Genomic DNA, 23,009 nt, shown 5'->3' with positions numbered 1-23,009 from the left:
TCAATCCCCTGATTGCGCGAAAAAGCGCCTATGCCCAGCAATTCCCAGGCAAAACAGCCCTCAACTAAGGTGAAGTGGTGTCACGTTGTGCTTTTGCGCTCTCGCTCGATAAGATCACGTTTGCGCTCTACACCCCAGCGGTAACCCGATAATCCACCATCATTGCGCACCACACGATGACACGGCACGGCGATGGCAATCCTGTTTGAAGCACAGGCGCCTGCCACAGCACGAAACGATTTCGGGGCGCCGATCTGTTCGGCAAGCTCGCTATAACTCACTGTTTTTCCAATCGGTATTTCCTGCAAGGCCTGCCATACCCTTTGCTGAAAAGCCGTACCACGCAGATCGAGCGGCAGATCAAGGCCCATACCCGGCGTTTCCACAAAGCCGATCACCTGCGCGACCATGGTTTCAAAGTCACGATCCGCGCCGACAAGCTCGGCATGGGGGAAAGTTTTTTCCAGATCATTAAGCAGTTTTTCCGGGTCATCGCCAAGATAAATGGCGCACACGCCTCTTTGGCTGGCGGCGACCAGCACCGCGCCAAGAGTGGACTGGCCGATTGCGAAACGGATCGTTTCACAATCACCACCATTTCGGTAAGTCTTTGGCTTCATTCCAAGAATCTGTTCTGATTCTGTATAAAATCGGCTGCTGGAATTATACCCTGCCGCATAGATCGCATCGGTTATACGGCTTTCTGTCTGAAGGGCTTTGCGTAATTTCCCGGAACGGTGCCCTTGCGCATAGGCTTTTGGTGTCAAGCCAGTGAAAGCCTTGAAGAGGCGGTGAAAATGCGCCGGACTTGCCTTAACCGAGGCTGCGACTTCCTCAAGCGAGGGAATTTCTTCCGACGTTTCGATATAACGACACGCGGCCGCCACCTGCTGGGCATAGCGGGCCGCATCCTGTGCGGCAAGTGTTTGTTTGAGATGTGGTTTACAGCGTATGCAGGGTCGAAAGCCCATGCGCTCGGCTTGTGCGCAATTCTCGAAAAACTGCACATTCTTACGCTTTCCACGCTTAGACGGACAGGACGGACGGCAATAAATGCCGGTGGTTAAAACCGCATAGACGAATTCGCCGTCCGATGTCCGATCTCGGTCGAGCACCTTCTTCCAGCGGACGTCATCACGTTTATCTCTAGGCGTCATCATGAAAGCCATCTTACCCGTTCCTGTGCCGTTTCAACACGGATATATGCGCTTTGCAAAGACGTAACACTCCGCTGCTTGCTTTCAAATCCGGCTCAGTTTTCAACACCACGACGAAATGCCGCACATAACAGAACACGTCTTCCGCAGCCCCATAAACTGATGGATGGCAACGGTATCGGTCCTGTTGCCGCAAAGAGGGTAACACTGTGCACAGAAGACGAAATATAGCCGCAAAACCAGCCACATGGTTTGATGCCCTTAAGTGATCCGGTTTCAACTTGACCGACAATGATACGCGTTTACCCTTACGCCGTCCGTTTTATTTTGTGCAAATAAAACAGAGAGTTATGAAATGATTTCCACCTAATCCACGCGCTGCCTGTGATGATTCCGCAATCAGCAACGTTGACCGCACGCCCATTTTGCCTATTATGCAAATGCAAGCTATTTGCAATTAATTGTAAAGCGCAATTCTATCGGTATGAACGACTTTGTCAAAGGGACTTCAAGTCCGAATATTATTATGAAAACAAAAGGATAGCGTTTTCTGATGCTGCTAGACCCGGATACGTTTTCGCATCATGCGCGCCGAAAAAGCGGTGTCGGTGTCAGGCAGATTTTAAAGCGCGCCGGTCTGCGCCCGACGCGGCAGCGCCTGCTGCTCGCAAGCCTCCTTTTTATCGAACAGCATCGCCATGTCACACCCGACATCTTGCGCGAAGAAGTGGCTTCTCGTGGAGAAAAGCTTTCATTTGCAACGGTTTACAATACCTTGAACCAGTTTTGCGAAGCCGGTCTTATCCGCAGGATCAGCCTGAATAGTGAGCGGACTTACTTCGATACCGACACCTGCGATCATGCCCATTTCTATATCGCAAACGAAGATCGCATCATCGACATCCCCACCCACGCCATCGGTATCGGTCCCATTCCCGCACCGCCATGCGGATACGAGGTCGGAAAAGTTGATATTCTCATCCATGTGATCACCGAAAACGACGTCGGCTGAATTTCCAAAAAAGCCTGTTTTGTCGCAGGTGCGACCCGCCTTGTTTGATTCAGATCAATGACTTGTCGTTGCAGAACGCAGATATGAAATCTATCGTTACAGCTATCCGTAGAGGATGGTTTTCGTTATGCGCTGCGAGGGGATTTCATGAACTACGCCGCTGGTACAGTCCTTTCCGGTTTGGGAGCACTTTTTGCCGTGCTTCTGGCCGGATTTTCTCATGACGAGCTGTTCAGAACCCATATGTGGATTCTGTTCATCGTGCTCGCCATTTTCACAATTCTCCTGATGCGCAACGCCGATTACGGCCTTGCGCCGAAAAAGGTAGACCAATCCAAAAATTCGTCCACCTATATGGATGGCCCGATCCGCTATGGCGTGATTGCCACCGTGTTCTGGGGTGTGGCCGGTTTTCTGGTCGGTGTTCTGATCGCGGCCCAGCTTGCGTTTCCTGATCTCAATCTGCAACCTTATTTCAACTTTGGTCGTCTGCGCCCGTTGCACACGTCCGCAGTGATCTTTGCCTTCGGCGGCAATATCTTGATCGCCTCGTCATTTTATGTCGTGCAGCGCACCTGTCGTGCGCGCCTTATCGGCGGCGATCTCGCCTGGTTCGTGTTCTGGGGCTACCAGCTCTTTATCGTCATGGCTGCGACCGGATATCTGCTCGGCATCACGCAGAGCCGCGAATATGCCGAGCCGGAGTGGTATGTCGACATCTGGCTGACCATCGTCTGGGTCGCCTATCTCGTGGTCTTCCTCGGCACGATCCTCAAACGCAAGGAGCCACATATCTATGTGGCGAACTGGTTCTACCTCTCCTTCATTATCACCATCGCCATGCTGCATATCGTCAACAATCTGGCGATCCCTGTTTCCTTTCTTGGCGTCAAAAGCTATTCCGCATTTGCGGGCGTGCAGGATGCGGTGACGCAATGGTGGTACGGGCATAACGCGGTCGCCTTTTTCCTGACCGTGCCCTTCCTTGCGATGATGTATTATTTCGTGCCCAAACAGGCCGAACGTCCGATCTATTCGTATCGTCTCTCCATCGTGCACTTCTGGTCGATCATCTTCCTTTATATCTGGGCTGGTCCCCACCATCTGCATTACACGGCTGTTCCCGACTGGGCGCAGACGCTCGGCATGGTGTTCTCGATCATGCTGTGGATGCCGTCCTGGGGCGGTATGATCAACGGTCTGATGACGCTTTCGGGCGCATGGGACAAGGTGCGCACCGATCCGATCATCCGCCTGATGGTTGCAGCCATCGCCTTTTACGGCATGGCGACGTTTGAAGGTCCGATGCTCTCGATCAAGGCGGTCAATTCGCTCTCGCACTATACGGACTGGACCATCGGCCACGTTCACGCGGGCGCGCTTGGCTGGAACGGCATGATCTCGTTTGCCGCTGTCTACTATCTGGCACCTAAACTGTGGAACCGCCAGCGGCTCTATTCGATCCGCATGGTCAACTGGCACTTCTGGCTCGCAACGCTCGGCATCGTGCTCTACGCCGCCGCAATGTGGGTCGCCGGTATCCAGCAGGGTCTGATGTGGCGCGAATACGACGATCAGGGTTTCCTCGTCTATTCCTTCGTGGAAACCGTGGCTGCGATGTTCCCTTATTACGTCATCCGGACGCTGGGCGGTGTGCTTTATCTCGCTGGCGGACTGGTGATGGCCTGGAACGTCTATCAGACCATTCGCGGAAACCTGCGTCTCGAAGCGCCTATGGACGGACGCAAGACTGCCGCCCCACAGCTGCAGCCCGCCGAATAAGGAGCGTGTGATTTATGTCTATCTTGAAGAAACACTCCAAACTGGAGAAAAACGCAACGCTCCTGCTGATCGCCTCGCTTGCCGTGGTGACCGTTGGCGGTATCGTTGAAATCGCACCGCTCTTCTATCTCGAAAATACCATCGAGAAAGTTGAAGGCATGCGCCCCTATTCGCCGCTGGAACTGGCGGGCCGTGACGTCTATGTGCGCGAAGGCTGCTACCTTTGCCACAGCCAGATGATCCGCCCGTTCCGCGACGAGGTGGAACGCTATGGTCATTACAGCCTCGCAGCCGAATCCATGTATGACCATTCGTTCCAGTGGGGTTCCAAGCGCACAGGGCCGGACCTTGCACGTGTTGGTGGCCGCTATTCCAATGAATGGCACGTGCAGCATCTGGTGCGCCCGCGCGACGTGGTCCCGGAATCGGTCATGCCGAACTACGGCTTCCTGCGTGATCGCCCGCTTGAAGCCAGCAATATTGCGGCAAACCTCAAGGCCAATGTAGCGGTGGGCGTACCCTATACGCAGGAAATGATCGACAATGCTCTTGCCGATCTCCAGGCTCAGGCAACGCCGGATGCCGATACATCGGGCATTGAGGAGCGTTATCCCAAAGCGCGTACAGGCGACTTCGACGGCAACCCGCATATGATCTCGGAGATGGACGCACTGATCGCCTATCTCCAGATGCTCGGCACGCTGGTCGACTTCTCCACCTATGACCAGTCGCCCAAGGCGCGTTAAAGCGGAGGAAAAGCAATGGATTACACGACCTTGCGCACTTTCGCCGATAGCTGGGGCCTCCTGGCCATGGTGATCTTCGTCATCGCAGCAGTCCTTTATGCTTTCCGTCCGGGAAGCAAAGGACTGGCCGATGATGCCAAGAACATCCCATTCAAGGACGAAGAAAATGACTGACAAGCAAATTGATGAAGTCAGCGGCGTTGCCACAACCGGCCACGAATGGGACGGCATCAAGGAACTCGACAATCCCATGCCGCGTTGGTGGTTATGGACCTATTACGCTACCGTTTTCTGGGCGCTCGCCTATGTGATTGCCTATCCGGCGTGGCCGCTGATCTCCAGCTCCACGGCAGGTCTCCTCGGCTGGTCGAGCCGCGGCGAATTCTGGCAGGAGAACTCTGAGATCGCCGCCGGACGCCAGAATATTCTCGACCAGATCAAGGCAAAAGACGTGCATCAGATCATGGCCGATGAAAATCTGCGCCAATATGCGATCGCAGGCGGCGCGGCTGCCTTCCGCGTCAATTGCGTCCAGTGCCACGGCGTTGGTGCACAAGGCGCTCCCGGCTATCCGAACCTCAATGATGACGACTGGCTGTGGGGCGGTTCGGTTGACGACATCCTCCTGACGATCCAGCACGGCGTGCGCTCCAATGACGACGCTGACACGCGCGTTTCCGAAATGCCGGCTTTTGCCGATGTACTGGAACCGCAGGAGATACGCGACGTGAGCGCCTATGTGGTGAGCCTTTCGGGCACACCACGCGATGCAGCGATGGTACCGGCGGGCAAGCAGGTTTTTGCTGAAAACTGCGCGGTCTGCCACGGCGAGGATGCCAAGGGGCTGCGTGAGTTCGGCGCACCTAACCTCACCGACGCCATCTGGTTCTACGGTTCGGGCGAAGATGCCATTGCGCGTCAGGTGGCCCACCCAAAACACGGCGTGATGCCCGCATGGGAAACGCGGCTGGGTGACACAACCGTCAAGCAGCTCGCGATCTTCGTCCACTCTCTGGGCGGCGGTGAATAAAGCCAAGTTGAGATGAGCATGTCTCATTTCAACTTGGTTTAAGTCCATGTGGCGACTGAACATTTTCAAGGTGTGATGCAATAGCATCGGAGCCGCCTTGATATAAAAAGTCCCTGGCCCCTTTATCGGGGCCGGGGTTTACGGCAGCCGGTCACGGCCGATCGGCGACCCATCAGGCCGTGCGTTTAACGCAAGGCTCAGGAGCAAGACTATGTCAGACGATGTCGAGCGCATTGATGCTCAGGCAGTCAATTCCCCCAAGACCCGGCAAGCGCTCTACGCGGCACGGGTAAAAATCTTTCCCAAGCGTGTGCAGGGCGAATTTCGCCGCTTCAAATGGCTCATCATGGCAATCACGCTGGGCATCTATTATCTCACGCCATGGCTGCGCTGGGATCGCGGTCCCTATGCGCCCGATCAGGCAGTGCTGATTGATCTGGCCAACCGCCGCTTCTACTTCTTCTTCATCGAAATCTGGCCGCAGGAATTCTATTACGTCGCGGGTCTTCTGATCATGGCAGGTCTCGGGCTGTTTCTCGCCACTTCGGTGGCGGGCCGGGCATGGTGCGGCTATACCTGCCCACAGACCGTCTGGGTCGATCTTTATCTGGTTGTCGAGCGCGCCATCGAAGGCGACCGCAACGCACGCATGAAGCTCGACAAGGCACCCTATACCTTCGACAAAATCTGGAAACGCGTGACAAAGCACTCGATCTGGGTGGTGATCGGCGTACTGACCGGCGGCGCGTGGATTTTCTATTTTGCCGATGCGCCCAGCCTGCTCATGGATTTCGTCACCGGACAGGCGCCGACGATTGCCTATATGACGGTCGCGATCCTCACCGCCACGACCTACACATTCGGCGGGCTGATGCGCGAACAGGTCTGCACTTATATGTGTCCGTGGCCGCGCATTCAGGCAGCCATGCTCGATGAAAACTCGCTGACCGTGACCTATAATGACTGGCGCGGTGAGCCGCGTTCGCGTCACGCCAAGAAGGCAGCGGCTCTTGGTGAAACCGTGGGCGATTGCGTGGATTGCAATGCCTGCGTTGCCGCATGCCCGATGGGCATCGACATTCGCGATGGCCAGCAGCTTGAATGCATCACCTGTGCGTTGTGCATCGATGCTTGCAACTCGGTGATGGACAAGATCGGAAAGCCGCGTGGCCTCATCTCCTATGCGACGCTCGCCGATTATAACGCCAATATGGCGCTCGCCACCGATAATGGCGCGACGTCAATCCAGCCCTCCCGTGTCTATGAAGCGCCCAATAAGTTCTCCGACAAGGTCGAAAACCTTCAGTGGAAAAAGGTACTGCGCCCACGCAGCCTGTTCTATTTCATCGTCTGGGCGCTGATCGGTGTCACACTGGTGATTTCAGTCTCGACGCGCCAGCGCATCGGCATCAATGTGCTGCATGACCGCACACCGCAATATGTGCTTTTGTCGGACGGTTCGATCCGCAACGGCTATACGGTCAAGCTGTTGAACATGATCCCCGAACCGCGTACCTTCCGTCTGTCGATTGAAGGCCTGCCGGGTGCAAAGCTGACCGTGCAGGATGAAGCATCGGAAGCCGACGGCGATTACGATGTTCCGGTTGAGCCTGACCGGCTCAAGACCTTGCGCGTCTTCGTCACATTGCCGCGTGATGCCATTGCCGAACCGCGCAGAGATTACGAAATAGAAGTTCGCGACGCCAATGGTTCGGAACATGCCCGCTACAAGGCCACCTTCATGGCCCCTGAACGTCGATAAGAGAAGGTGAAAGCTATGACAGTTAAATCGAAAACCGCAGGCACCTTCACCGGCTGGCACATGCTGGCCATCATGGTGGTCTTCTTCGGCATTATCATCACCGTCAACCTGATCATGGCCTATAATGCGGTCAGTACCTGGAGCGGCTTCGTGGTGAAGAACACCTATGTCGCCAGTCAGGAATTCAACGAAAAGGCCGAGACCGGCAAAGAGCAGGCCGCACTCAACTGGCAGTCGAAGCCGACGCTTGCACAAGGCGTCTTCGTCTGGCGGTTGCATGACAGCGATGGTAAGCCGGTGGCTGTCACCGGCGGCACGGTCGAATTCAAGCGCCCGGTCGGCGACGCCCATGACACGAAGGCAACACTTGTAACCGGCGAACCCGGCATGCTGACCGCACCGCTTCAACTGGGCGAAGGCGCATGGATCATGGAAGTGAATGCTGATATCGGGGCTGCCGCCGGTCTTGATGATCCTTATCGCCACATCATCCGCGTTCTGGTCAAGGACGGGAGGATTTTATGAGCTGCTGCGTTGAAAGTGCCCAGATCGCTACAGTTCTCGGCACTGTTTCATCCGACGAGATGCTAATCGCCAGCCGTAGCCTTGGGGATGGTCTGCGACAGCTCGATCTCTCCGTTCCTGCCGTGCATTGCGGCTTGTGCATCAAGACCATCGAGGATGGGTTGAGCCAGATTGCAGGCGTTGCGTACGTCCGCGTCAATCTCACGGCACGCCGTGTCACCATCCGCTGGAAGGACGGTGAAACGCCGCCCGATGTCATCGACCCGCTGCGTAGGCTCGGCTATGAGGCGCATATTTTCGACAATCTACAGGAAAAAGACCCCGCCTTCACGCGACTTCTGATTGCGCTTGGCGTTGCAGCCTTCGCATCCAGCAATGTGATGCTGCTTTCGGTGGCCGTCTGGTCCGGTGCTGATGCTGCGACCCGCGACATGTTCCACTGGATTTCCGGCCTGATCGCACTACCCACGCTGATCTATTCGGGCCGCATTTTTTATGTCTCGGCATGGAATGCGCTGCGCGCGCGCCGCGTCAATATGGATGTGCCGATTGCGCTCGCAATTTCGCTGGCCTTTGCGATGAGCGTCTATGAGACGCTGAACCATGGCGAGCATGCCTATTTCGATGCTTCCGTGTCGCTTCTGTTCTTCCTGCTGATTGGACGCACGCTCGATTACCTGATGCGTGCGCGTGCCCGCTCCGCCGTGCGCGGACTTGCTCAATTAAGCCCCCGCGGTGCCGTTGTGATTGGCGAGGATGACGAGCGCAATTATCTGCCGGTCAATGAAATTCGTCCCGGCATGCGCATCATTCTAGCAGCAGGCGAGCGCGTGCCAGTCGATGCCAAGGTCGAGGACGGCCGCTCGGAACTCGATTGCGCCATAGCCTCGGGCGAAAGCGATGCCGTGCCAGTCGGTCCCGGTTCGGATATTCGCGCCGGAACGCTCAATCTCTCCACACCGCTCGTCATTCGCGCTGCCGCCGAAGCAAAGGATTCTTTCCTTGCTGAAATGGTGCGTCTCATGGATGTCGCGGAAAGCGGACGCGCCTATCATCAGCGCATTGCCGACCGCGCATCGGAGCTCTATGTGCCGATGGTGCATTCAATGGCGTTTCTCGCCTTTATCGGCTGGATGGTCTATACGGGCGGCGACTGGTATCGCTCGATCTATATCGCGATCTGTACGCTGATCATCACCTGCCCCTGTGCGCTGGCACTGGCTGTTCCAATCGTTCAGGTGGTCGCCGCGCGCCGCCTGTTTGAAAACGGCATTATGATCAAGGACGGCTCGGCCATGGAACGCATGTCCGAAATCGACACCGCCATTTTTGACAAGACCGGAACGCTGACGCTCGGCCAGCCGCGTCTTATCGATACGGACCACATCGACCCGCATCATCTCGAAATCGCCGCCGAACTCTCGCTTTATTCGCGCCATCCGCTTTCTCGTGCGCTCGCATTTTTTTCCGGCACCAAGCCGATGACCGCTTTCACCCGCATCGAGGAAATCCCCGGAGCAGGTATCGAGGCGGAATTTTCGGGCCAAGTCTATCGGCTGGGCAAGCGCGACTGGGCGACAACCACCGGGGCTCAGCCAACCGATGGTCCTGAAACGTGCCTGTCGCTTGACGGGCAATTGCTTGAAACCTTCCGTTTCGAGGACAGCCCGCGCGAAGATGCCGCCAACGCCATTGCCAGCCTGAAGAAAGACGGCATCAAGCTCAGCATTATTTCCGGCGACAAAAAGCCTGCGGTGGCAAAACTCGCAGATTACCTTGGTGTTGCGGATTATCGCAGCGAGGTTCTGCCTGCCGACAAATCGCAACTGGTGCAGGAATTGACAAGTGAAGGCCGCAAGGTGCTGATGGTCGGTGACGGCCTGAATGACGCGCCTGCGCTCGTTGCAGCCCATGTCTCCATGGCACCGGCAACGGCCGCCGATATCGGGCGCAATGCCGCCGATTTCGTCTTCCTGCGCACAAGCCTTTCGGCCGTACCGCTCGCCTTTGCCGTCTCCAAAGAGGCCGGCAAGCTCATTCGGCAGAATTTCGCGCTCTCCATTGGTTATAACATTATCGCCGTGCCGATTGCGATTTTTGGCTATGTGACGCCGCTGGTTGCTGCCCTTTCAATGTCGCTGTCCTCCATTGTGGTGGTAAGCAACGCTCTAAGGCTCAAGGCCGGAAAGCAGAACAAGCAGCAGGCCGTAATTAACGCGACATCCATTGGCGTCATGAAAGAAGCGCATAAATGAGTGGGCTTCTGTTCCTCATTCCCATAGCGCTTGGGCTTGGCGTACTTGGACTGGCCGGTTTTCTGTGGTCACTGAAAAACGGGCAGTATGACGATCTCGACGGGGCCGCGAACCGTATCCTGCTCGATGACGAGGCGCGACCGATTTCCGACGCTACTCCGTCACAAGAACAGCCCGCAGATCGTTGACATTGGTGCCGGTCGGACCCGGCACGAACAGATCACCGATGGCCGCAAATGCCGTCCACGCGTCATTGGCATTGAGCCGCGCCGCGCCATCCTCGCCCGCCTGTTGCAGCCGAAAAACGCTGCTGCCATCGGCAAACGCCCCGGCATTGTCTTCCGACCCGTCAATGCCGTCAGTGTCGGCAGCGAGCGCATGAATATTGTCATAGCCATCAATATCGAGCGCAAAGGACAGCAAAAACTCGCTGTTGCGCCCGCCCTTGCCGCCTTTCGCCTTGATCGTGACGGTGGTTTCGCCGCCCGACAGGATCACCACGGGCTTTTTAAATGGACGGTTACGGCTTGCCACTTCGCGGGCAATGGCCGCATGAACATGCGCAACTTCGCGTGCTTCGCCTTCGATTGCATCCGACAGGATTATGGCCTCCACACCGTGGGCGCTTGCTGCACGCGCAGCTGCCTCCAGCGATACGGCAGCGGAGGCAATCACCCGCACTTCATTGTTGACAAAAACAGTATCACCCGGCTTTGGCGCGTGCGCGCTCTCGCTTTTGATATGGGCGAGTACGCCTTGCGGCAATTCCAGCCGATAGCGTTCGATGATTTTCAGCGCATCGTCGCGGCTGGTCGCATCCGGCACGGTCGGACCGGAAGCGACAAAGGCCGGATTGTCACCGGGAATATCCGACACCACCAGCGAAAACACTTTTGCGGGATAAGCACTTGCTGCAAGCCTGCCGCCCTTGATGGTGGAAAGATGTTTTCGCACCGCATTCATTGCCGAGATGGGAGCGCCAGAAGCCAATAGCGCCTTGTTGACGGCAATCTCATCGTCGAGCGTCAGCCCTTCGGGCGGCGATGGCAGCAATGCCGAGCCGCCGCCGGAAACAAGCGCCACCACCAGATCGTCCTCGCTCAAATCCAAAACGGCTTCAAACAAACGCTTTGTGGCGGCAAGCCCAGCCTCGTCCGGCACCGGATGCGCGGCTTCGATGATTTCGATATGCTTACAGGCACAGGCATAGCCATAGCGTGTCACCACCACGCCTTCGAGCGGCGCGTCGTCATATTTTTCAGCCCAGGCCTTCTCGAATGCCGCTGCCATCTGTGCAGACCCCTTGCCCGCGCCGATCACGATCACGCGGCCTTTCGGCTTTTCCGGCAGATTATCGCGGATGACACGTTCGGGATCGGCAGCGGCAACGGCTGCTTCAAACAGGCTGGTCAGAAAGGCTTTTGGATTGGTTATAGCTGGCACGCGCTTCTCCTCTTGCTCCCGGCGCGCGCACCATGCCTCAAACCAACCGTCAGGCCAAGACGCTTTTCGATGCTTTTCCAGCGACATAGGTTTCGACCACCGCGCGATCATCCCCCAGCGTCTGCAAGAGGAACAATTCCTGCGCAAGGCTGGCACCGGCTGCCATACGAAGCCGCATCGCAGAGGTGGCGGATGAATCAAGCACCACCAGATCGGCTTCCGATCCTTCATCGAGCGTGCCGATCTTATCCTGCATCGAGAGCGCACGGGCATTGCCGAGCGTCATCATATAAAAGGACTGCAACGGATTGAGCCTTTGCCCGCGCAGTTGCAGCACCTTGTAACCCTCATCGAGCGTGCGCAGCATCGAAAAGCTGGTACCGCCGCCAATATCGGTTGCCACCGCCATCCGAACACCGGCTGCTTGCAAGCGGTCACGGTCAAAAAGGCCGGAACCCAGAAAGAGATTGGAAGTCGGGCAGAATACAGCCACAGCACCCGTTTCGGCCATCACGCCCACTTCGCGATCTTCCAGATGGATCGAATGGCCGAGCAGCGTCTTGTCGCCCAGAAGCCCGTAATGCTCGTAAATGCCGAGATAATCCGGCGCCTCAGGATAAAGTGATCTGGTGAAGGCGATCTCGTCGTGATTTTCCGACAGATGCGTCTGGATATAACAGTCGGGATGTTCACGGGCCAGCACCGCACTCGCCTCCATCTGCGCGGGCGTCGAGGTAATGGCAAAGCGTGGGCTGATCACATAATCAAGCCGGTCCTTGCCATGCCAGCGAGCAATCAGCGCCTTTGTATCGTCATAACCTGACTGTGCCGTGTCGCAAAGTGCGGGTGGCGCATTGCGATCCATCATCACCTTGCCGCCCAGCATTCTCATGCCGCGATGGTGTGAAGCGCGGAAATAGGCATCCGCGCTTTGGGCGTGCACCGAGCAATAGGCGACCGCCGTCGTCGTGCCATGGCGGATCAACTCGTCGAGAAAACGCTCGGCAATGAATTCGGCGTGCTGTTCGTCTGCAAATTTCTGCTCGGCGACGAATGTATAGGTGTTGAGCCATTCCAGCAGATTGGCCGCATAGGATGCCACGACCTGCGTCTGCGGATAATGGATATGCGTATCGATAAAACCCGGCAGGATGAGATGCGGACGATGGTCATCCACTTTCACGTCTACGCCAGCTTCGCCGCGCACTTTGGCGTAATCGCCCAGGCGCACGATGCGGCCTTGATCCACGAGCACGCCACCATCTTCGATATAATGATAGGATTGATTGTCATCCAGACTTTGCGGTTCATCGACAAAGGTCAGCACACGGCCACGGATGAGAAGCTTGGTCATTTCTATTCATTTCCTGTTTGCCGCTTTTTAGCGTTTATCGATGCCGCGATGCAAGAAACCGGAGCGAAGCGGTGACGGCGTGGTTCCGACAGGATACGGCGTAAGCTACGGACAAAATGTCTTTATATGAATATTCTAAAAGTATCGCTCAAATAAATAACCCCGGATATATAACTCTCTGAATCTAATAATATCTTATAAAGTGAAAATACATTGCTATTGAAGAGTGTCCTATTTTGTGATCAAGAATAGTCTGGGCGTCATATCCGCCAAGGCGGAATGACCGGGCAACATTCAATAGAGACTGTTTTATGAACACTTATCATAGCCTCGGCCTTGCAGCCGTATTTACAAGCCTTTTCAGCTTTTCCACAATTGCAGCCCCTCTTCCGGGCGGTGCCAGCACACTGCAGGAAACTTTTGAAGACTGGACCGTCTCCTGCCAGTCGCAAAAAGAAGTGACGACCTGTGCGATCCGCCAGGAACAGAGTAGTACACAGACCGGCCAGCGCGTTTTGACCGCCGAACTGCGCAACGTGGCAGGCAAGGTCGATGGCGTTATCCTTATGCCTTTCGGTCTTGATCTCGCCAAGGGCGCCAACCTCACGATCGATGAGGCTGCCGGGCCAGCCCTCACCTTCTCCACCTGCTTGCCGCAGGGTTGTCTGGCTCCGGTCAGCTTCGATACCAAGCAGGTCGCTGCTCTCAAGGGCGCTCAAAACCTGAACGTCACAACAACTGCACTCAATCCGAGCCAGCCGGTCGCCTTCAAGATATCGCTCAAGGGTTTCGGTGCAGCACTCGACCGCATCGTCGCGCTGACGAAATAAGCTTCGACCTTTCGCGGATACGGTATGATATCCGCAACATGCGACTTGGCCGCGTAGCATCGCGCTACGCGGCATTTCTTTTATCAGAGCGTATTTTTTATGTGTGCCAGATGCCTGCGCCAACGCAACGTCATCAGCACCGCCACCATCCCAAGCCCGGCAGCAAGACCAAGCCATATGCCTTTGCCTTGCATACCGAACTGAAAGGCCAGAAGCGCGCCAAACGGCAAGCCTACGCCCCAATAACCGAGCAAGGCCAGAAGCATCGGAACACGTGTGTCCCTGAGGCCCCGCAGCATACCGGCTGCCACAGCCTGCGCCCCGTCCACCGTCTGAAACAAGGCTACCAGCGCCAGAAACGTCGCCGCCAATTCGACAACCGCAAAATTATCGGGATCCTTCAGGTCGAGAAACACCCCAATGAACAGACGCGGAATGAGGAGCATCAACAGCCCCATCAGCCCCATGAAACCCACACCGAGCGCATAGGCACTCCAGCCCGCATAGGCGACGCCATGCGCATCACCACGGCCATAGGCGCGCCCGACACGCACTGTGGCCACCTGCCCAAAGCCCAGCGGCACCATGAAACTAAGCGATGCCACCTGGATCGCCACCGCATGTGCGGCCATCGCAGTCGAGCTGATATAGCCCATCATCACCACGGCAGCGTAGAAAATTGAGGTTTCGAAAGCGAAGGTCAGTGCCATAGGAAAGCCAATGCGCCAAAGCTCGATGAACCGCGGCCAGTCGGCCCGCCAAAAGCGCCCGAACAGGCGATAACGGCGGAAACGGCGATGACGCACGGTAATGAAGGCCATACCCAAAAACATCATCGTGCTTGAAAGTGTCGTGGCGATGCCGGCCCCGTGCAGTTCCATACGTGGAAAGCCGAAATGACCGAAAATAAGTGTCCAGCCAGCAAGAGCGTTGAAGCCAATGGCGAGAGCGGCCACCAAAAGCGTCCACATTGGTTTTTCCATCGCGGCAAAAAACGAGCGTAGCACGACGTAGAAAAGATAAGGAAGAAGCGCCCATTGCAACGTATGCATGAAGTCAGTCGAACGGGCAGCGACAGAAGGCTCCTGCCCCAGAAATAGAAAGATCGTCTCGCAGTGCCAAAGGATCAGCCATAGCGGAATGGAGATGATAATCGCCGACCATAACCCCTGACGCACGGTGCGCCGCACGTCGCGGACCGAATGCCGGTTGCGGCCAAGGGCTATGGCGATCATCGGCATAGTGGCTGAAACAAGCCCCATCGAGAAAATCATCATCGTATGATAAAAACTTGTGGTCAAAAGTGCCGAGGCCAGTGTTTCCTTGCCGAGGCGGCCAATGAAAATCACATCGGTAGCGGTCAGGGCTGCCTGCGAAAGATTGGTCAGAATGAGCGGCCAGCCGAGTTTCAGCGCGGTTGTTATTTCCCGCTTCCAGCGCTTTACGCCGTGCGGATACGGCTCCTGAAAGCCTGTCGCCAGTGTATCAACCACATTCTACTCCCTTGGCCCACTTTCGGGCTATCCCGGCAATCTGCGGGTAAGCCATAGCCAAATCACACGCCGAAACACCGAAGTCACGCATATTAGCCTGGAACGATCATCGCATGAACGATCGTATTCCGGGCTTTCTTCGAGATACTCAATGTCGATTGTGAACGTTACAAGTTCCAGAAACTTAATCGTGATGAATTGCGCATCAATCTGCACAAACAATATCCAATGGATAGCAGACCTAGCTGGAGAAGCAACTCATTGCGCAATCAGGTGTTCGTCTTCTGACGTGTCGCACAACTGCATTTTCTGTCAGCAGCTTTATTGACCGCGCTCCGAAACTGTCTACCAATGAGGAATACTTCATTTCACGAGGAACGCCATGCGCAGCAGCAAGCTCATTCATGTGATCGGCTGCCATGCCGAAGGCGAAGTCGGCGATGTGATAGTCGGTGGTGTCGCACCGCCTCCTGGCGACACACTCTGGGAGCAGTCGCGTTTCATCGCCCGCGACGAGACTTTGCGCAACTTTGTTCTTAATGAGCCGCGCGGCGGTGTGTTCCGGCATGTCAACCTGCTGGTGCCGCCCAAAGACCCGCGTGCACAAATGGGCTTCATTATCATGGAGCCTGCCGATACACCGCCCATGTCCGGCTCAAACTCGATCTGTGTTTCGACGGTTCTTCTTGATAGTGGCATAATCCCCATGAAGGAGCCGGTAACGCGCATGGCTCTCGAAGCGCCTGGCGGCATCATCGAAGTGGAAGCCGAATGCCGTAATGGAAAGGCCGAGCGCATCCATGTGCGCAACGTACCCTCCTTCGCCGACCGGCTTGATGCGACGCTTGAGGTGGAGGGACTGGGCACGTTTACCGTTGATACCGCTTATGGCGGCGATAGCTTTGTTATTGTTGATGCAAGCCAAATCGGCATGACGATAAAGCCGGACCAGGCACGCGAACTGGCTGAAATCGGCGTAAAGATCACTAAGGCCGCAAATGAACAACTCGGCTTTCGCCATCCGCAAAAGGACTGGAACCATATTTCGTTTTGCCAGATCACCGAGCCGGTCATACGAGAGAACGACGTCCTGACCGGCGTGAATACTGTCGCCATCCGCCCGGCCAAACTGGATCGTTCACCAACCGGAACCGGCTGTTCTGCGCGTATGGCCGTGCTTTACGCAAAAGGTCAGATGAAAGAAGGCGAGCGCTTCATCGGCAAATCCGTTCTCGGCACCGCGTTTCATTGCCGACTTGACCGGGTGCTGGAGCTCTGCGGAAAGCCCGCCATCAGTCCGATTATTTCCGGGCGTGCGTGGGTGACGGGAACATCGCAGCTCATGCTGGATCCGGGCGATCCGTTTGCGGGCGGCTATCGCCTGTCGGATACCTGGCCCAACCTTTCTTAAACCCTGCTATCGAAACTCTGCCGCCTCCAGCCCGACTTTAGAACGTACTTCGATCTGATTGGATCAAATCGGTGCATCTCAACCCCTTTTTAAAGCATAATCTTATCGCCCCTCTTTTCTTTCCGGTCGGACTATGCCCTACACCCTGCGATTAAGCTCTTCAGTTCAGATTTATTCTATATTGCTAAAATATCTCTAGCTAATTGGAGTTATATAAAACAAAATGAATTGAATAAGTCGCGGGGGCTAATATTACAATGGAAACGGATATATCTTTTTCAACGGACATGGTTGATGAAAAAAATCGCGACGATTTCTGGCGCGATACTTCCATTCTTATTTATAATGTTTCCCCGAGAGAGAAAGGCCTGACCGGAAGAGGAGATTCGCATCTTCTCGGACCGATGATGATCGGAACGGTTGGTTTCAACAGCCAGAATTTTGCCCGCACACGCTCGATCATTACCCATTCCGGACTTGATTTCCTCACCATCGGTCTGGCGCTGTCAGGCACTTCACAGGGCGATTACAATGGGGCAGACGTTTCCTTAGAGCCGGGCGACATCATCATCCATGACCTGTCCCAGCCCAGTACCGGGCAGGTCGAAGCAGGTGCCCGTCTTTGCATCGCGATCGACCGGGCGCATATCCAGCGCCTTGTTCCCAACCGCAACATCCACGGAGTGGTACTGAGCCATCACCGGCCAATCACCCATATCCTCGCCAATTACATGATCGGCATCAGCAATGTGCAGACTGATATCGATGAAAACTATATTCCAGCAGCACAGGAAGCCTTCCTGACGCTTCTTGCCTCAGCCATAAACGGCGAGGACAATTCCGATATCATCAACGATGCAGCCGTCAACCTGCCGTTGAAGCTGCGGATTATCGACTATATTTACGCCAGTATCGAGGACAGTGAGCTTGATGCACAATCCATCATGAAGCATTTTGGTGTTTCGCGGTCGAACCTCTACCGGTTGTTCGAGCAGGAGGGCGGCATCGCCAAGTTCATCCGCGATCATCGTCTGGATCTAGCATTTCAGTTTCTCACCGACAAGCGAACTGCCGACCAGCCGAACAAGGTTGCGCTCTACCGTTACGGGTTTTCTGATAATTCACGCTTTTCCCATCATTTCAAGAACCGCTTTGGTCTGCTTCCAAAGGATGTGCGCGCGCTCGATGTGCCTCTCCCGACCAATCAGCGGGGCATGGCACGGCTTCATGGCTATCTGCATAATCTGGTTTCGGCAATCGAGACGGAAAACACCACCGATGCGCACGAACCAACCGGATCAGATTAACACCCAATGTATCTCACTGCAGCTCCCAACGCAGGTACGAAAAGGACAGCAATCATTGCTGTGGCGCGTGACAGTCTTCACCAGACCACCGGTCTTTCTCCCCGGGAGCACTACATAAGGTGCAAACATAGCAATAGATTAAACAGGTATCGGAATCATCAAAGCCACAAAAAGCGCCCAGCGGTGCGACCATGGGCTTCTTATTTCCCTGCGACAAAACTTTCAGGATTTTTGGGGCATGGCCGCCCGCAGGCGCTGATATTGGATAACTCATCGGAGCAGAAGCCGGGACAACTTTGGCATAGGCTCCCACACTGTTTAAGAATACGGCACCAATAATCAAAGGCATGACATATTTTTTCATGACAACCTCCATCCGAGCGACGCATTAAAAACCCTTTCCGGAACTCATGCACTCCCAAGTCAAAGGCATCTATAAGGTGCTAACAAAAAAACCCCGCAAAAGCGGGGCTTTTCATGTAGGAATGCTATACCATCACGAAAAATCGAGAGCCCGGTCGCCCTTCTCATCCTTGATGCGCGAAGGCAGGCCGATCTGGTTCAGGATATGCAGGAACGGTTTTGGGTTGAGCTCCTCCACATTGACCATGCACTTTGCATCCCATTCGCCGGAAGCGATCAGGATGGCGGCTGCGACAGGCGGAACACCTGCGGTATAGGAAATACCTTGGCTTCCTACTTCCTCATAGGCTTGCTTGTGATCGGCGACATTATAGATGAAGACTTCGCTTTCCTTGCCGTCCTTCACCCCCTTGACGATATCGCCAATGCAGGTCTTGCCCTCGTAATCGGGTGCAAGTGAAGCGGGATCCGGCAATACAGCCTTGACGACTTTCAGCGGAACGACTTCCAGCCCTTCCGCTGTCTTCACGGGCTGTTCGGACAGAAGGCCGAGATTGTTCAGCACCGTAAAGACATTGATATAGTGGTCGCCAAAACCCATCCAGAAACGCACATCGGCATGGGGGTAATTCTTGGAAAGCGAATGCACCTCGTCATGGCCGGTCATATAGGCCTTGCTGGGCCCCACCACCGGCAGGTCAAAGGTCTGGCCGATCTCGAACATCTTGTTCGACTGCCATTGACCGTTTTGCCAGGAATAGACGGTGCCGGTGAATTCGCGAAAATTGATTTCCGGGTCGAAATTGGTCGCAAACCACTTACCGTGGCTCCCAGCATTGATATCGACGATATCGATGGATTTTACCTCATCAAGATAATCATCGGCTGCCAGACGTGCATAGGCGTTAACCACGCCCGGATCAAAGCCCACGCCCAGAATGGCGGTAATGCCCTTCTCTCTGCACTCTTCGAGATGCTTCCATTCGTAATTGCCGTACCATGGCGGCGTCTCGCAGATCTTCTTTGGATCTTCGTGGATCGCTGTATCCAGATAGGCAACGCCCGTATCGATACAGGCTCTTAAGACCGACATATTGAGGAAGGCCGAGCCGACATTGATGACGATCTGAACGCCGGTTTTTTGGATCAGTGCCTTCGTGGCCTCAACATCCATGGCGTCCAATGCATGCGCTTCGAGTTTTACCTCTGTCTTGAGACTGTTCTTCTCGCGCACGCTCTCGATAATCTTGCGGCATTTCTCAACCGTGCGGGACGCAATATGGATATCACCCAATAGGTCAGAGTTCTGCGCAGCTTTGTGCGCGACAACCTGTGCAACGCCCCCGGCGCCGATAATGAGAATGTTCTTCTTCATTTTCTGTCGATGCTTCCTCTTCCAGCGGTTTCCCGCATTTTCATGTTTTCACTCCGGCTCAGGAAAGAGCCGCTTCAAAATCCGCATAATCAAAATCACGGATAAGCTTGATCGTGCCGTCGAGTTCACGCACGGCAATTGATGGCATTTTCACGCCATTGAACCAGTTTTTCTTGACCATCGTATAACCGGCCGCATCCTCAAACGAGAGCCGGTCGCCGACTTTCAATTCTTGTTCGAAATTGAATTCGCCAAAAATATCGCCGGCAAGGCAGGATTTGCCGCAGACCATAATACGATGCTCACCATCATTCGGCGCCATCTTTGCGCTCTCGCGATAAATCAGCAAATCGAGCATATGGGCTTCGATGGAACTGTCGACAATGGCAAGATTCTTGCCATTATAGAGCGTGTCGAGCACGGTGACTTCCAGCGTCGTGGTTTTGGTGATCGACGCTTCGCCTGGCTCCAGATAGACCTGTACGCCGAATTTTTCCGAAAAGGCTTTCAGCCGCGCACAAAAATCATCGAGCGGGTAATCATCGCCGGTAAAATGAATACCGCCGCCGAGGCTCACCCATTCCACACGGGTGAGCAGGCTGCCGAACTTTTGTTCGATATCGGTCAAGACCTGATCGAACAGGCCGAAATCGGCGTTTTCACAATTGTTATGGATCATGAAACCGGAAATCCGCTCCATGACTGTTTCGATCTTTTCCACGTCCCATTCGCCCAACCGGCTGAACGGTCGCGCCGGATCGGCGAGATCGAAACTCGATGTCGAAACACCGGGATTAAGCCGAAGCCCGCACTTGATACCTGACGCCTTGTCGGCAAAGCGGGTCAGCTGGCTGATGGAATTGAAGATGATCTTGTCGGCATGCGAAATTACATTGTCGATTTCACTATCCGCGTAAGCAACGCTATAGGCGTGGGTTTCGCCTCCGAATTTCTCGTGTCCCAGTCGCACCTCATTGAGCGATGATGATGTGGTGCCGTCCATATATTCGCGCATGAAATCGAACACAGACCATGTGGCAAAACATTTGAGCGCCAGCAGCGCTTTTGCGCCGGATGTCTCGCGCGCATAGGCGATCTTTTCCATGTTGCGCTTCAGCTTCGTCTTGTCGATCAGGTAATAGGGCGTCTCAATCATGAACGTTCCGGCGTGTTCGGGAAAATCGGCCCCGTGCCAGCAAGGCTTTCGGGCGCGGGGGTCAGGCTTTGAAAGCCATTATCAAGACAGGCTTATAGGAAGCTTGTGACAGAAACACAAATCTGGCGCGGCCATTTTATGAAAATTCCCGGATACCAAGCTTGATCATGCCTGTTCATATTGGCGTTACTTATCCCTTCGCCCCATTTTCATGTCCAGAAAAGCATCCTATAGGGAGAATAGCGCGTGCGGACAGCAAGCATCAACTTGCCTCTGAAATGCGGGATAGGACCAAGAGAAAAATGCAGAATGATATTCCGACCACGACTGCGACAGCAGGCTGGGGAGAATTGTTTGCGGGCAAAAACGCAATCCGCTCGTTAACGCTGGTGGGCGGCGTCGCCCTTCACGCCATCAATGTTTTCATTGCAACGACCATATTACCGACCGTTGTCGCCGATATTGGTGGCATGGATTATTACGCCTGGAACACGGCGCTTTTTGTGGCCGCCTCCATCCTCGGCTCGGCGCTGGTGCCAAAGCTTCTTTCGCAAATGGGTCCGCGCAATGCCTATCTGCTGGCGGCCATCATCTTTGCCACAGGGACGCTGATATGCGGGCTGGCACCATCCATGCCTGTCATGCTTGGCGGGCGCACAGTTCAGGGATTGGGCGGCGGCATGATGCTGGCGCTTTCTTATGCGATGATCCGCATTGTCTTTCCCGAGGCGCTGTGGCCGCGTGCCATTGCACTCGTCTCGGGCATGTGGGGTGTTGCCACACTGGTGGGTCCGGCCATCGGTGGCATTTTTGCCGAACTCGGTGTATGGCGCGCCGCCTTCTGGTCGCTGGTGCCAGTGATCGGCATTTTCGCGATCATGGCCACTCTCATCCTGCCCAAAAGCGCGGGCGAAACGGAAACCAAAGACCGGCTGGCATGGCCGCAACTCATTCTCTTGACCGCTGCCGTGCTTATCGTTTCAGCAGCCAGTCTTTCTTCCGCGCCCATATGGAACATTGCAGGCTTACTTCTGGCTTTCGCGGTGCTGCTGCTGCTTTTCCTTGTTGAACAGCGAGCCTCACAGCGCATTCTGCCTGCCGGGTCATTCAACATCCGCCGCCTTGGCGCCCTCTATCTCACGATGAGTTTTCTTGGCGCGTCTGTCACCAGTTCCGAAGTTTTCACACCGTTGTTCTTTCAGGTTCTGCACAACCAGTCGCCGCTGGTGGCAGGCTATCTTGCTGCGATCATGGGTGCGGGCTGGACACTCGGCTCCATCAGTGCGTCGGGGGTGACGGCTGCACGTGTCAATCGCATCATAATTGCTGCCCCCATCATGGGCATTGTCGGCATGACCACCCTTGCCATGCTGGTGCCAATGGGAAGTGCTGGCCATTGGAGCGATCTTTTGCCGATATGTCTTGCCATGGTGCTGGTAGGCCTTGGCGTCGGCATGACATGGCCGCATCTTCTGACCCGCATTTTTAAACGCGCCGACAAAGCCGACCAGAATCTGGCCTCGGCTTCACTCACCACCGTGCAGCTTTTCACCACGGCCATGGGGGCCGCGTCAGCGGGCATGGTGGCCAATCTTGCGGGTTTAAGCAATCCCGGCGGTTTTGCCGGTACGGCCAATGCCGCACTCTGGCTATTCATCGTTTTCGCCGCCATGTCGACGATTGCGCTCATTTCTGCAATCGCCCTCATCAGAAGCGCGCGCTGAGTGGCACAACATACCCCAAAAGGGGCAGTGATTGGAAAATGGTTGCTTGAGGCTAGTCTCGATTTCCCATTAAGTGCGCGGCTAATGCGCCTGATTAGCTCTTGAAGTCAGGAGATAGAAGGATTATTCCCATGTCCGTAATCGCCAGCTTGGCGTGGGACGGTTTTTCGCCCCCGCCAGCTAATCACGAAGTCGCGGAAGCCACCCATGTGCAGGCTGTTTGACGGATAGAGCAGATGCGCGATTGAGACGAGGCAGCCTGACGCGATCCCCCCCATGATTGA

General features: G+C 55.3%; 20 protein-coding genes. 13 read left to right on the top strand and 7 right to left on the bottom strand.

Features of this window, described 5'->3' with window-relative positions:
• Positions 1-80: 80 nt before the first annotated feature.
• Positions 81-1,160, bottom strand: coding sequence for a bifunctional DNA-binding transcriptional regulator/O6-methylguanine-DNA methyltransferase Ada (gene ada / locus AAIB41_RS00550; protein WP_343313649.1), 1,080 nt, complete (start codon positions 1,158-1,160; stop codon positions 81-83).
• Positions 1,161-1,710: 550 nt separating this feature from the next.
• On the opposite strand from ada, the gene irrA reads away from it, so the two are divergent.
• The 9 genes from irrA to ccoS all read left to right on the top strand — a co-directional run bounded on the left by irrA (position 1,711) and on the right by ccoS (position 10,457).
• On the top strand, positions 1,711-2,169 hold the full coding sequence (irrA, locus tag AAIB41_RS00545) for an iron response transcriptional regulator IrrA (protein WP_343313647.1): 459 nt from the start codon (positions 1,711-1,713) through the stop codon (positions 2,167-2,169).
• Between the two features lie 147 nt (positions 2,170-2,316).
• On the top strand, positions 2,317-3,951 hold the full coding sequence (gene ccoN, locus AAIB41_RS00540) for a cytochrome-c oxidase, cbb3-type subunit I (RefSeq protein WP_343313645.1): 1,635 nt from the start codon (positions 2,317-2,319) through the stop codon (positions 3,949-3,951).
• 14 nt (positions 3,952-3,965) lie between these two features.
• Positions 3,966-4,697, top strand: a complete 732-nt coding sequence (ccoO, locus tag AAIB41_RS00535; protein WP_343313643.1) for a cytochrome-c oxidase, cbb3-type subunit II — start codon at positions 3,966-3,968, stop codon at positions 4,695-4,697.
• Between the two features lie 15 nt (positions 4,698-4,712).
• Positions 4,713-4,871 carry a cbb3-type cytochrome c oxidase subunit 3 gene (locus AAIB41_RS00530; RefSeq protein ID WP_343313641.1) on the top strand — a complete coding sequence of 53 codons (159 nt, stop codon included), beginning with the start codon at positions 4,713-4,715 and terminating at the stop codon, positions 4,869-4,871.
• Entirely contained in the window at positions 4,864-5,727 is an 864-nt protein-coding gene (gene ccoP / locus AAIB41_RS00525) for a cytochrome-c oxidase, cbb3-type subunit III (RefSeq protein WP_343313639.1), read from the top strand. The genes AAIB41_RS00530 and ccoP overlap by 8 nt, the downstream gene beginning before the upstream one ends.
• 211 nt (positions 5,728-5,938) lie before the next feature.
• Entirely contained in the window at positions 5,939-7,489 is a 1,551-nt protein-coding gene (gene ccoG, locus AAIB41_RS00520; protein WP_343313637.1) for a cytochrome c oxidase accessory protein CcoG, read from the top strand.
• Positions 7,490-7,504: 15 nt separating this feature from the next.
• A complete protein-coding gene (locus AAIB41_RS00515; RefSeq protein WP_343313635.1) occupies positions 7,505-8,014 on the top strand; it encodes a FixH family protein in 510 nt (169 codons plus the stop codon).
• Positions 8,011-10,269, top strand: a complete 2,259-nt coding sequence (locus tag AAIB41_RS00510; protein ID WP_343313633.1) for a cation-translocating P-type ATPase — start codon at positions 8,011-8,013, stop codon at positions 10,267-10,269. The genes AAIB41_RS00515 and AAIB41_RS00510 overlap by 4 nt, the downstream gene beginning before the upstream one ends.
• Complete coding sequence (gene ccoS / locus AAIB41_RS00505; RefSeq protein WP_343313631.1) at positions 10,266-10,457, top strand: cbb3-type cytochrome oxidase assembly protein CcoS; 192 nt, start codon at positions 10,266-10,268, stop codon at positions 10,455-10,457. Before AAIB41_RS00510 ends, ccoS begins: the two co-directional genes overlap by 4 nt.
• On the opposite strand, the gene AAIB41_RS00500 is transcribed toward ccoS, so the two are convergent.
• Together AAIB41_RS00500 and guaD are read right to left on the bottom strand one after the other, a co-directional pair.
• On the bottom strand, positions 10,423-11,712 hold the full coding sequence (locus AAIB41_RS00500; RefSeq protein ID WP_343313629.1) for a glycerate kinase: 1,290 nt from the start codon (positions 11,710-11,712) through the stop codon (positions 10,423-10,425). The genes ccoS and AAIB41_RS00500 overlap by 35 nt on opposite strands.
• Positions 11,713-11,761: 49 nt before the next feature.
• The gene (guaD, locus tag AAIB41_RS00495; protein WP_343313627.1) at positions 11,762-13,066 is read right to left on the bottom strand and encodes a guanine deaminase; all 1,305 of its coding nucleotides are present in this window, start codon (positions 13,064-13,066) and stop codon (positions 11,762-11,764) included.
• 311 nt (positions 13,067-13,377) lie between these two features.
• Between guaD and AAIB41_RS00490 the strand changes: the two genes are divergently transcribed.
• Positions 13,378-13,896 (top strand): invasion associated locus B family protein, encoded by a 519-nt coding sequence (locus AAIB41_RS00490; RefSeq protein ID WP_343313624.1) that lies wholly within the window; start codon positions 13,378-13,380, stop codon positions 13,894-13,896.
• An 83-nt stretch (positions 13,897-13,979) separates the two neighbouring features.
• Here AAIB41_RS00490 and AAIB41_RS00485 read toward each other — a convergent pair whose 3' ends face one another.
• Positions 13,980-15,389 (bottom strand): MATE family efflux transporter, encoded by a 1,410-nt coding sequence (locus tag AAIB41_RS00485; protein ID WP_343313622.1) that lies wholly within the window; start codon positions 15,387-15,389, stop codon positions 13,980-13,982.
• Between the two features lie 382 nt (positions 15,390-15,771).
• Here AAIB41_RS00485 and AAIB41_RS00480 point away from each other — a divergent pair, with 382 nt between their 5' ends.
• Both AAIB41_RS00480 and AAIB41_RS00475 read left to right on the top strand, forming a co-directional pair.
• Positions 15,772-16,800, top strand: coding sequence for a 4-hydroxyproline epimerase (locus tag AAIB41_RS00480; protein WP_343313620.1), 1,029 nt, complete (start codon positions 15,772-15,774; stop codon positions 16,798-16,800).
• A 257-nt stretch (positions 16,801-17,057) separates the two neighbouring features.
• On the top strand, positions 17,058-18,107 hold the full coding sequence (locus AAIB41_RS00475) for a helix-turn-helix domain-containing protein (RefSeq protein WP_343313618.1): 1,050 nt from the start codon (positions 17,058-17,060) through the stop codon (positions 18,105-18,107).
• Positions 18,108-18,159: 52 nt separating this feature from the next.
• Here AAIB41_RS00475 and AAIB41_RS00470 read toward each other — a convergent pair whose 3' ends face one another.
• From AAIB41_RS00470 to nspC, 3 genes are all read right to left on the bottom strand, one after another.
• Positions 18,160-18,471 carry a hypothetical protein gene (locus AAIB41_RS00470; RefSeq protein ID WP_343313616.1) on the bottom strand — a complete coding sequence of 104 codons (312 nt, stop codon included), beginning with the start codon at positions 18,469-18,471 and terminating at the stop codon, positions 18,160-18,162.
• A gap of 132 nt (positions 18,472-18,603) precedes the next feature.
• The gene (locus AAIB41_RS00465; protein WP_343313614.1) at positions 18,604-19,845 is read right to left on the bottom strand and encodes a saccharopine dehydrogenase family protein; all 1,242 of its coding nucleotides are present in this window, start codon (positions 19,843-19,845) and stop codon (positions 18,604-18,606) included.
• Positions 19,846-19,903: 58 nt separating this feature from the next.
• The gene (gene nspC, locus AAIB41_RS00460) at positions 19,904-21,001 is read right to left on the bottom strand and encodes a carboxynorspermidine decarboxylase (RefSeq protein WP_343313612.1); all 1,098 of its coding nucleotides are present in this window, start codon (positions 20,999-21,001) and stop codon (positions 19,904-19,906) included.
• 302 nt (positions 21,002-21,303) lie between these two features.
• Here nspC and AAIB41_RS00455 point away from each other — a divergent pair, with 302 nt between their 5' ends.
• Positions 21,304-22,725 carry an MFS transporter gene (locus AAIB41_RS00455; RefSeq protein WP_343313610.1) on the top strand — a complete coding sequence of 474 codons (1,422 nt, stop codon included), beginning with the start codon at positions 21,304-21,306 and terminating at the stop codon, positions 22,723-22,725.
• Positions 22,726-23,009 lie beyond the last annotated feature (284 nt).

It is taken from the genome of Brucella sp. BE17 (genome assembly GCF_039545455.1).
Classification (GTDB): domain Bacteria; phylum Pseudomonadota; class Alphaproteobacteria; order Rhizobiales; family Rhizobiaceae; genus Brucella.
Note: the sequence above shows the minus strand (reverse complement) of the source record. Positions and strands in the feature narration are given on the sequence as shown.

What these genes read in the sequence shown, in the direction of transcription:
- ada (WP_343313649.1), bottom strand. Translation starts at nt 1,160, where the DNA reads ATGATGACGCCTAGAGATAAACGTGATGACGTCCGCTGGAAGAAGGTG.
- irrA (WP_343313647.1), top strand. Translation starts at nt 1,711, where the DNA reads ATGCTGCTAGACCCGGATACGTTTTCGCATCATGCGCGCCGAAAAAGC.
- ccoN (WP_343313645.1), top strand. Translation starts at nt 2,317, where the DNA reads ATGAACTACGCCGCTGGTACAGTCCTTTCCGGTTTGGGAGCACTTTTT.
- ccoO (WP_343313643.1), top strand. Translation starts at nt 3,966, where the DNA reads ATGTCTATCTTGAAGAAACACTCCAAACTGGAGAAAAACGCAACGCTC.
- AAIB41_RS00530 (WP_343313641.1), top strand. Translation starts at nt 4,713, where the DNA reads ATGGATTACACGACCTTGCGCACTTTCGCCGATAGCTGGGGCCTCCTG.
- ccoP (WP_343313639.1), top strand. Translation starts at nt 4,864, where the DNA reads ATGACTGACAAGCAAATTGATGAAGTCAGCGGCGTTGCCACAACCGGC.
- ccoG (WP_343313637.1), top strand. Translation starts at nt 5,939, where the DNA reads ATGTCAGACGATGTCGAGCGCATTGATGCTCAGGCAGTCAATTCCCCC.
- AAIB41_RS00515 (WP_343313635.1), top strand. Translation starts at nt 7,505, where the DNA reads ATGACAGTTAAATCGAAAACCGCAGGCACCTTCACCGGCTGGCACATG.
- AAIB41_RS00510 (WP_343313633.1), top strand. Translation starts at nt 8,011, where the DNA reads ATGAGCTGCTGCGTTGAAAGTGCCCAGATCGCTACAGTTCTCGGCACT.
- ccoS (WP_343313631.1), top strand. Translation starts at nt 10,266, where the DNA reads ATGAGTGGGCTTCTGTTCCTCATTCCCATAGCGCTTGGGCTTGGCGTA.
- guaD (WP_343313627.1), bottom strand. Translation starts at nt 13,066, where the DNA reads ATGACCAAGCTTCTCATCCGTGGCCGTGTGCTGACCTTTGTCGATGAA.
- AAIB41_RS00490 (WP_343313624.1), top strand. Translation starts at nt 13,378, where the DNA reads ATGAACACTTATCATAGCCTCGGCCTTGCAGCCGTATTTACAAGCCTT.
- AAIB41_RS00480 (WP_343313620.1), top strand. Translation starts at nt 15,772, where the DNA reads ATGCGCAGCAGCAAGCTCATTCATGTGATCGGCTGCCATGCCGAAGGC.
- AAIB41_RS00475 (WP_343313618.1), top strand. Translation starts at nt 17,058, where the DNA reads ATGGAAACGGATATATCTTTTTCAACGGACATGGTTGATGAAAAAAAT.
- AAIB41_RS00470 (WP_343313616.1), bottom strand. Translation starts at nt 18,471, where the DNA reads ATGAAAAAATATGTCATGCCTTTGATTATTGGTGCCGTATTCTTAAAC.
- AAIB41_RS00465 (WP_343313614.1), bottom strand. Translation starts at nt 19,845, where the DNA reads ATGAAGAAGAACATTCTCATTATCGGCGCCGGGGGCGTTGCACAGGTT.
- nspC (WP_343313612.1), bottom strand. Translation starts at nt 21,001, where the DNA reads ATGATTGAGACGCCCTATTACCTGATCGACAAGACGAAGCTGAAGCGC.
- AAIB41_RS00455 (WP_343313610.1), top strand. Translation starts at nt 21,304, where the DNA reads ATGCAGAATGATATTCCGACCACGACTGCGACAGCAGGCTGGGGAGAA.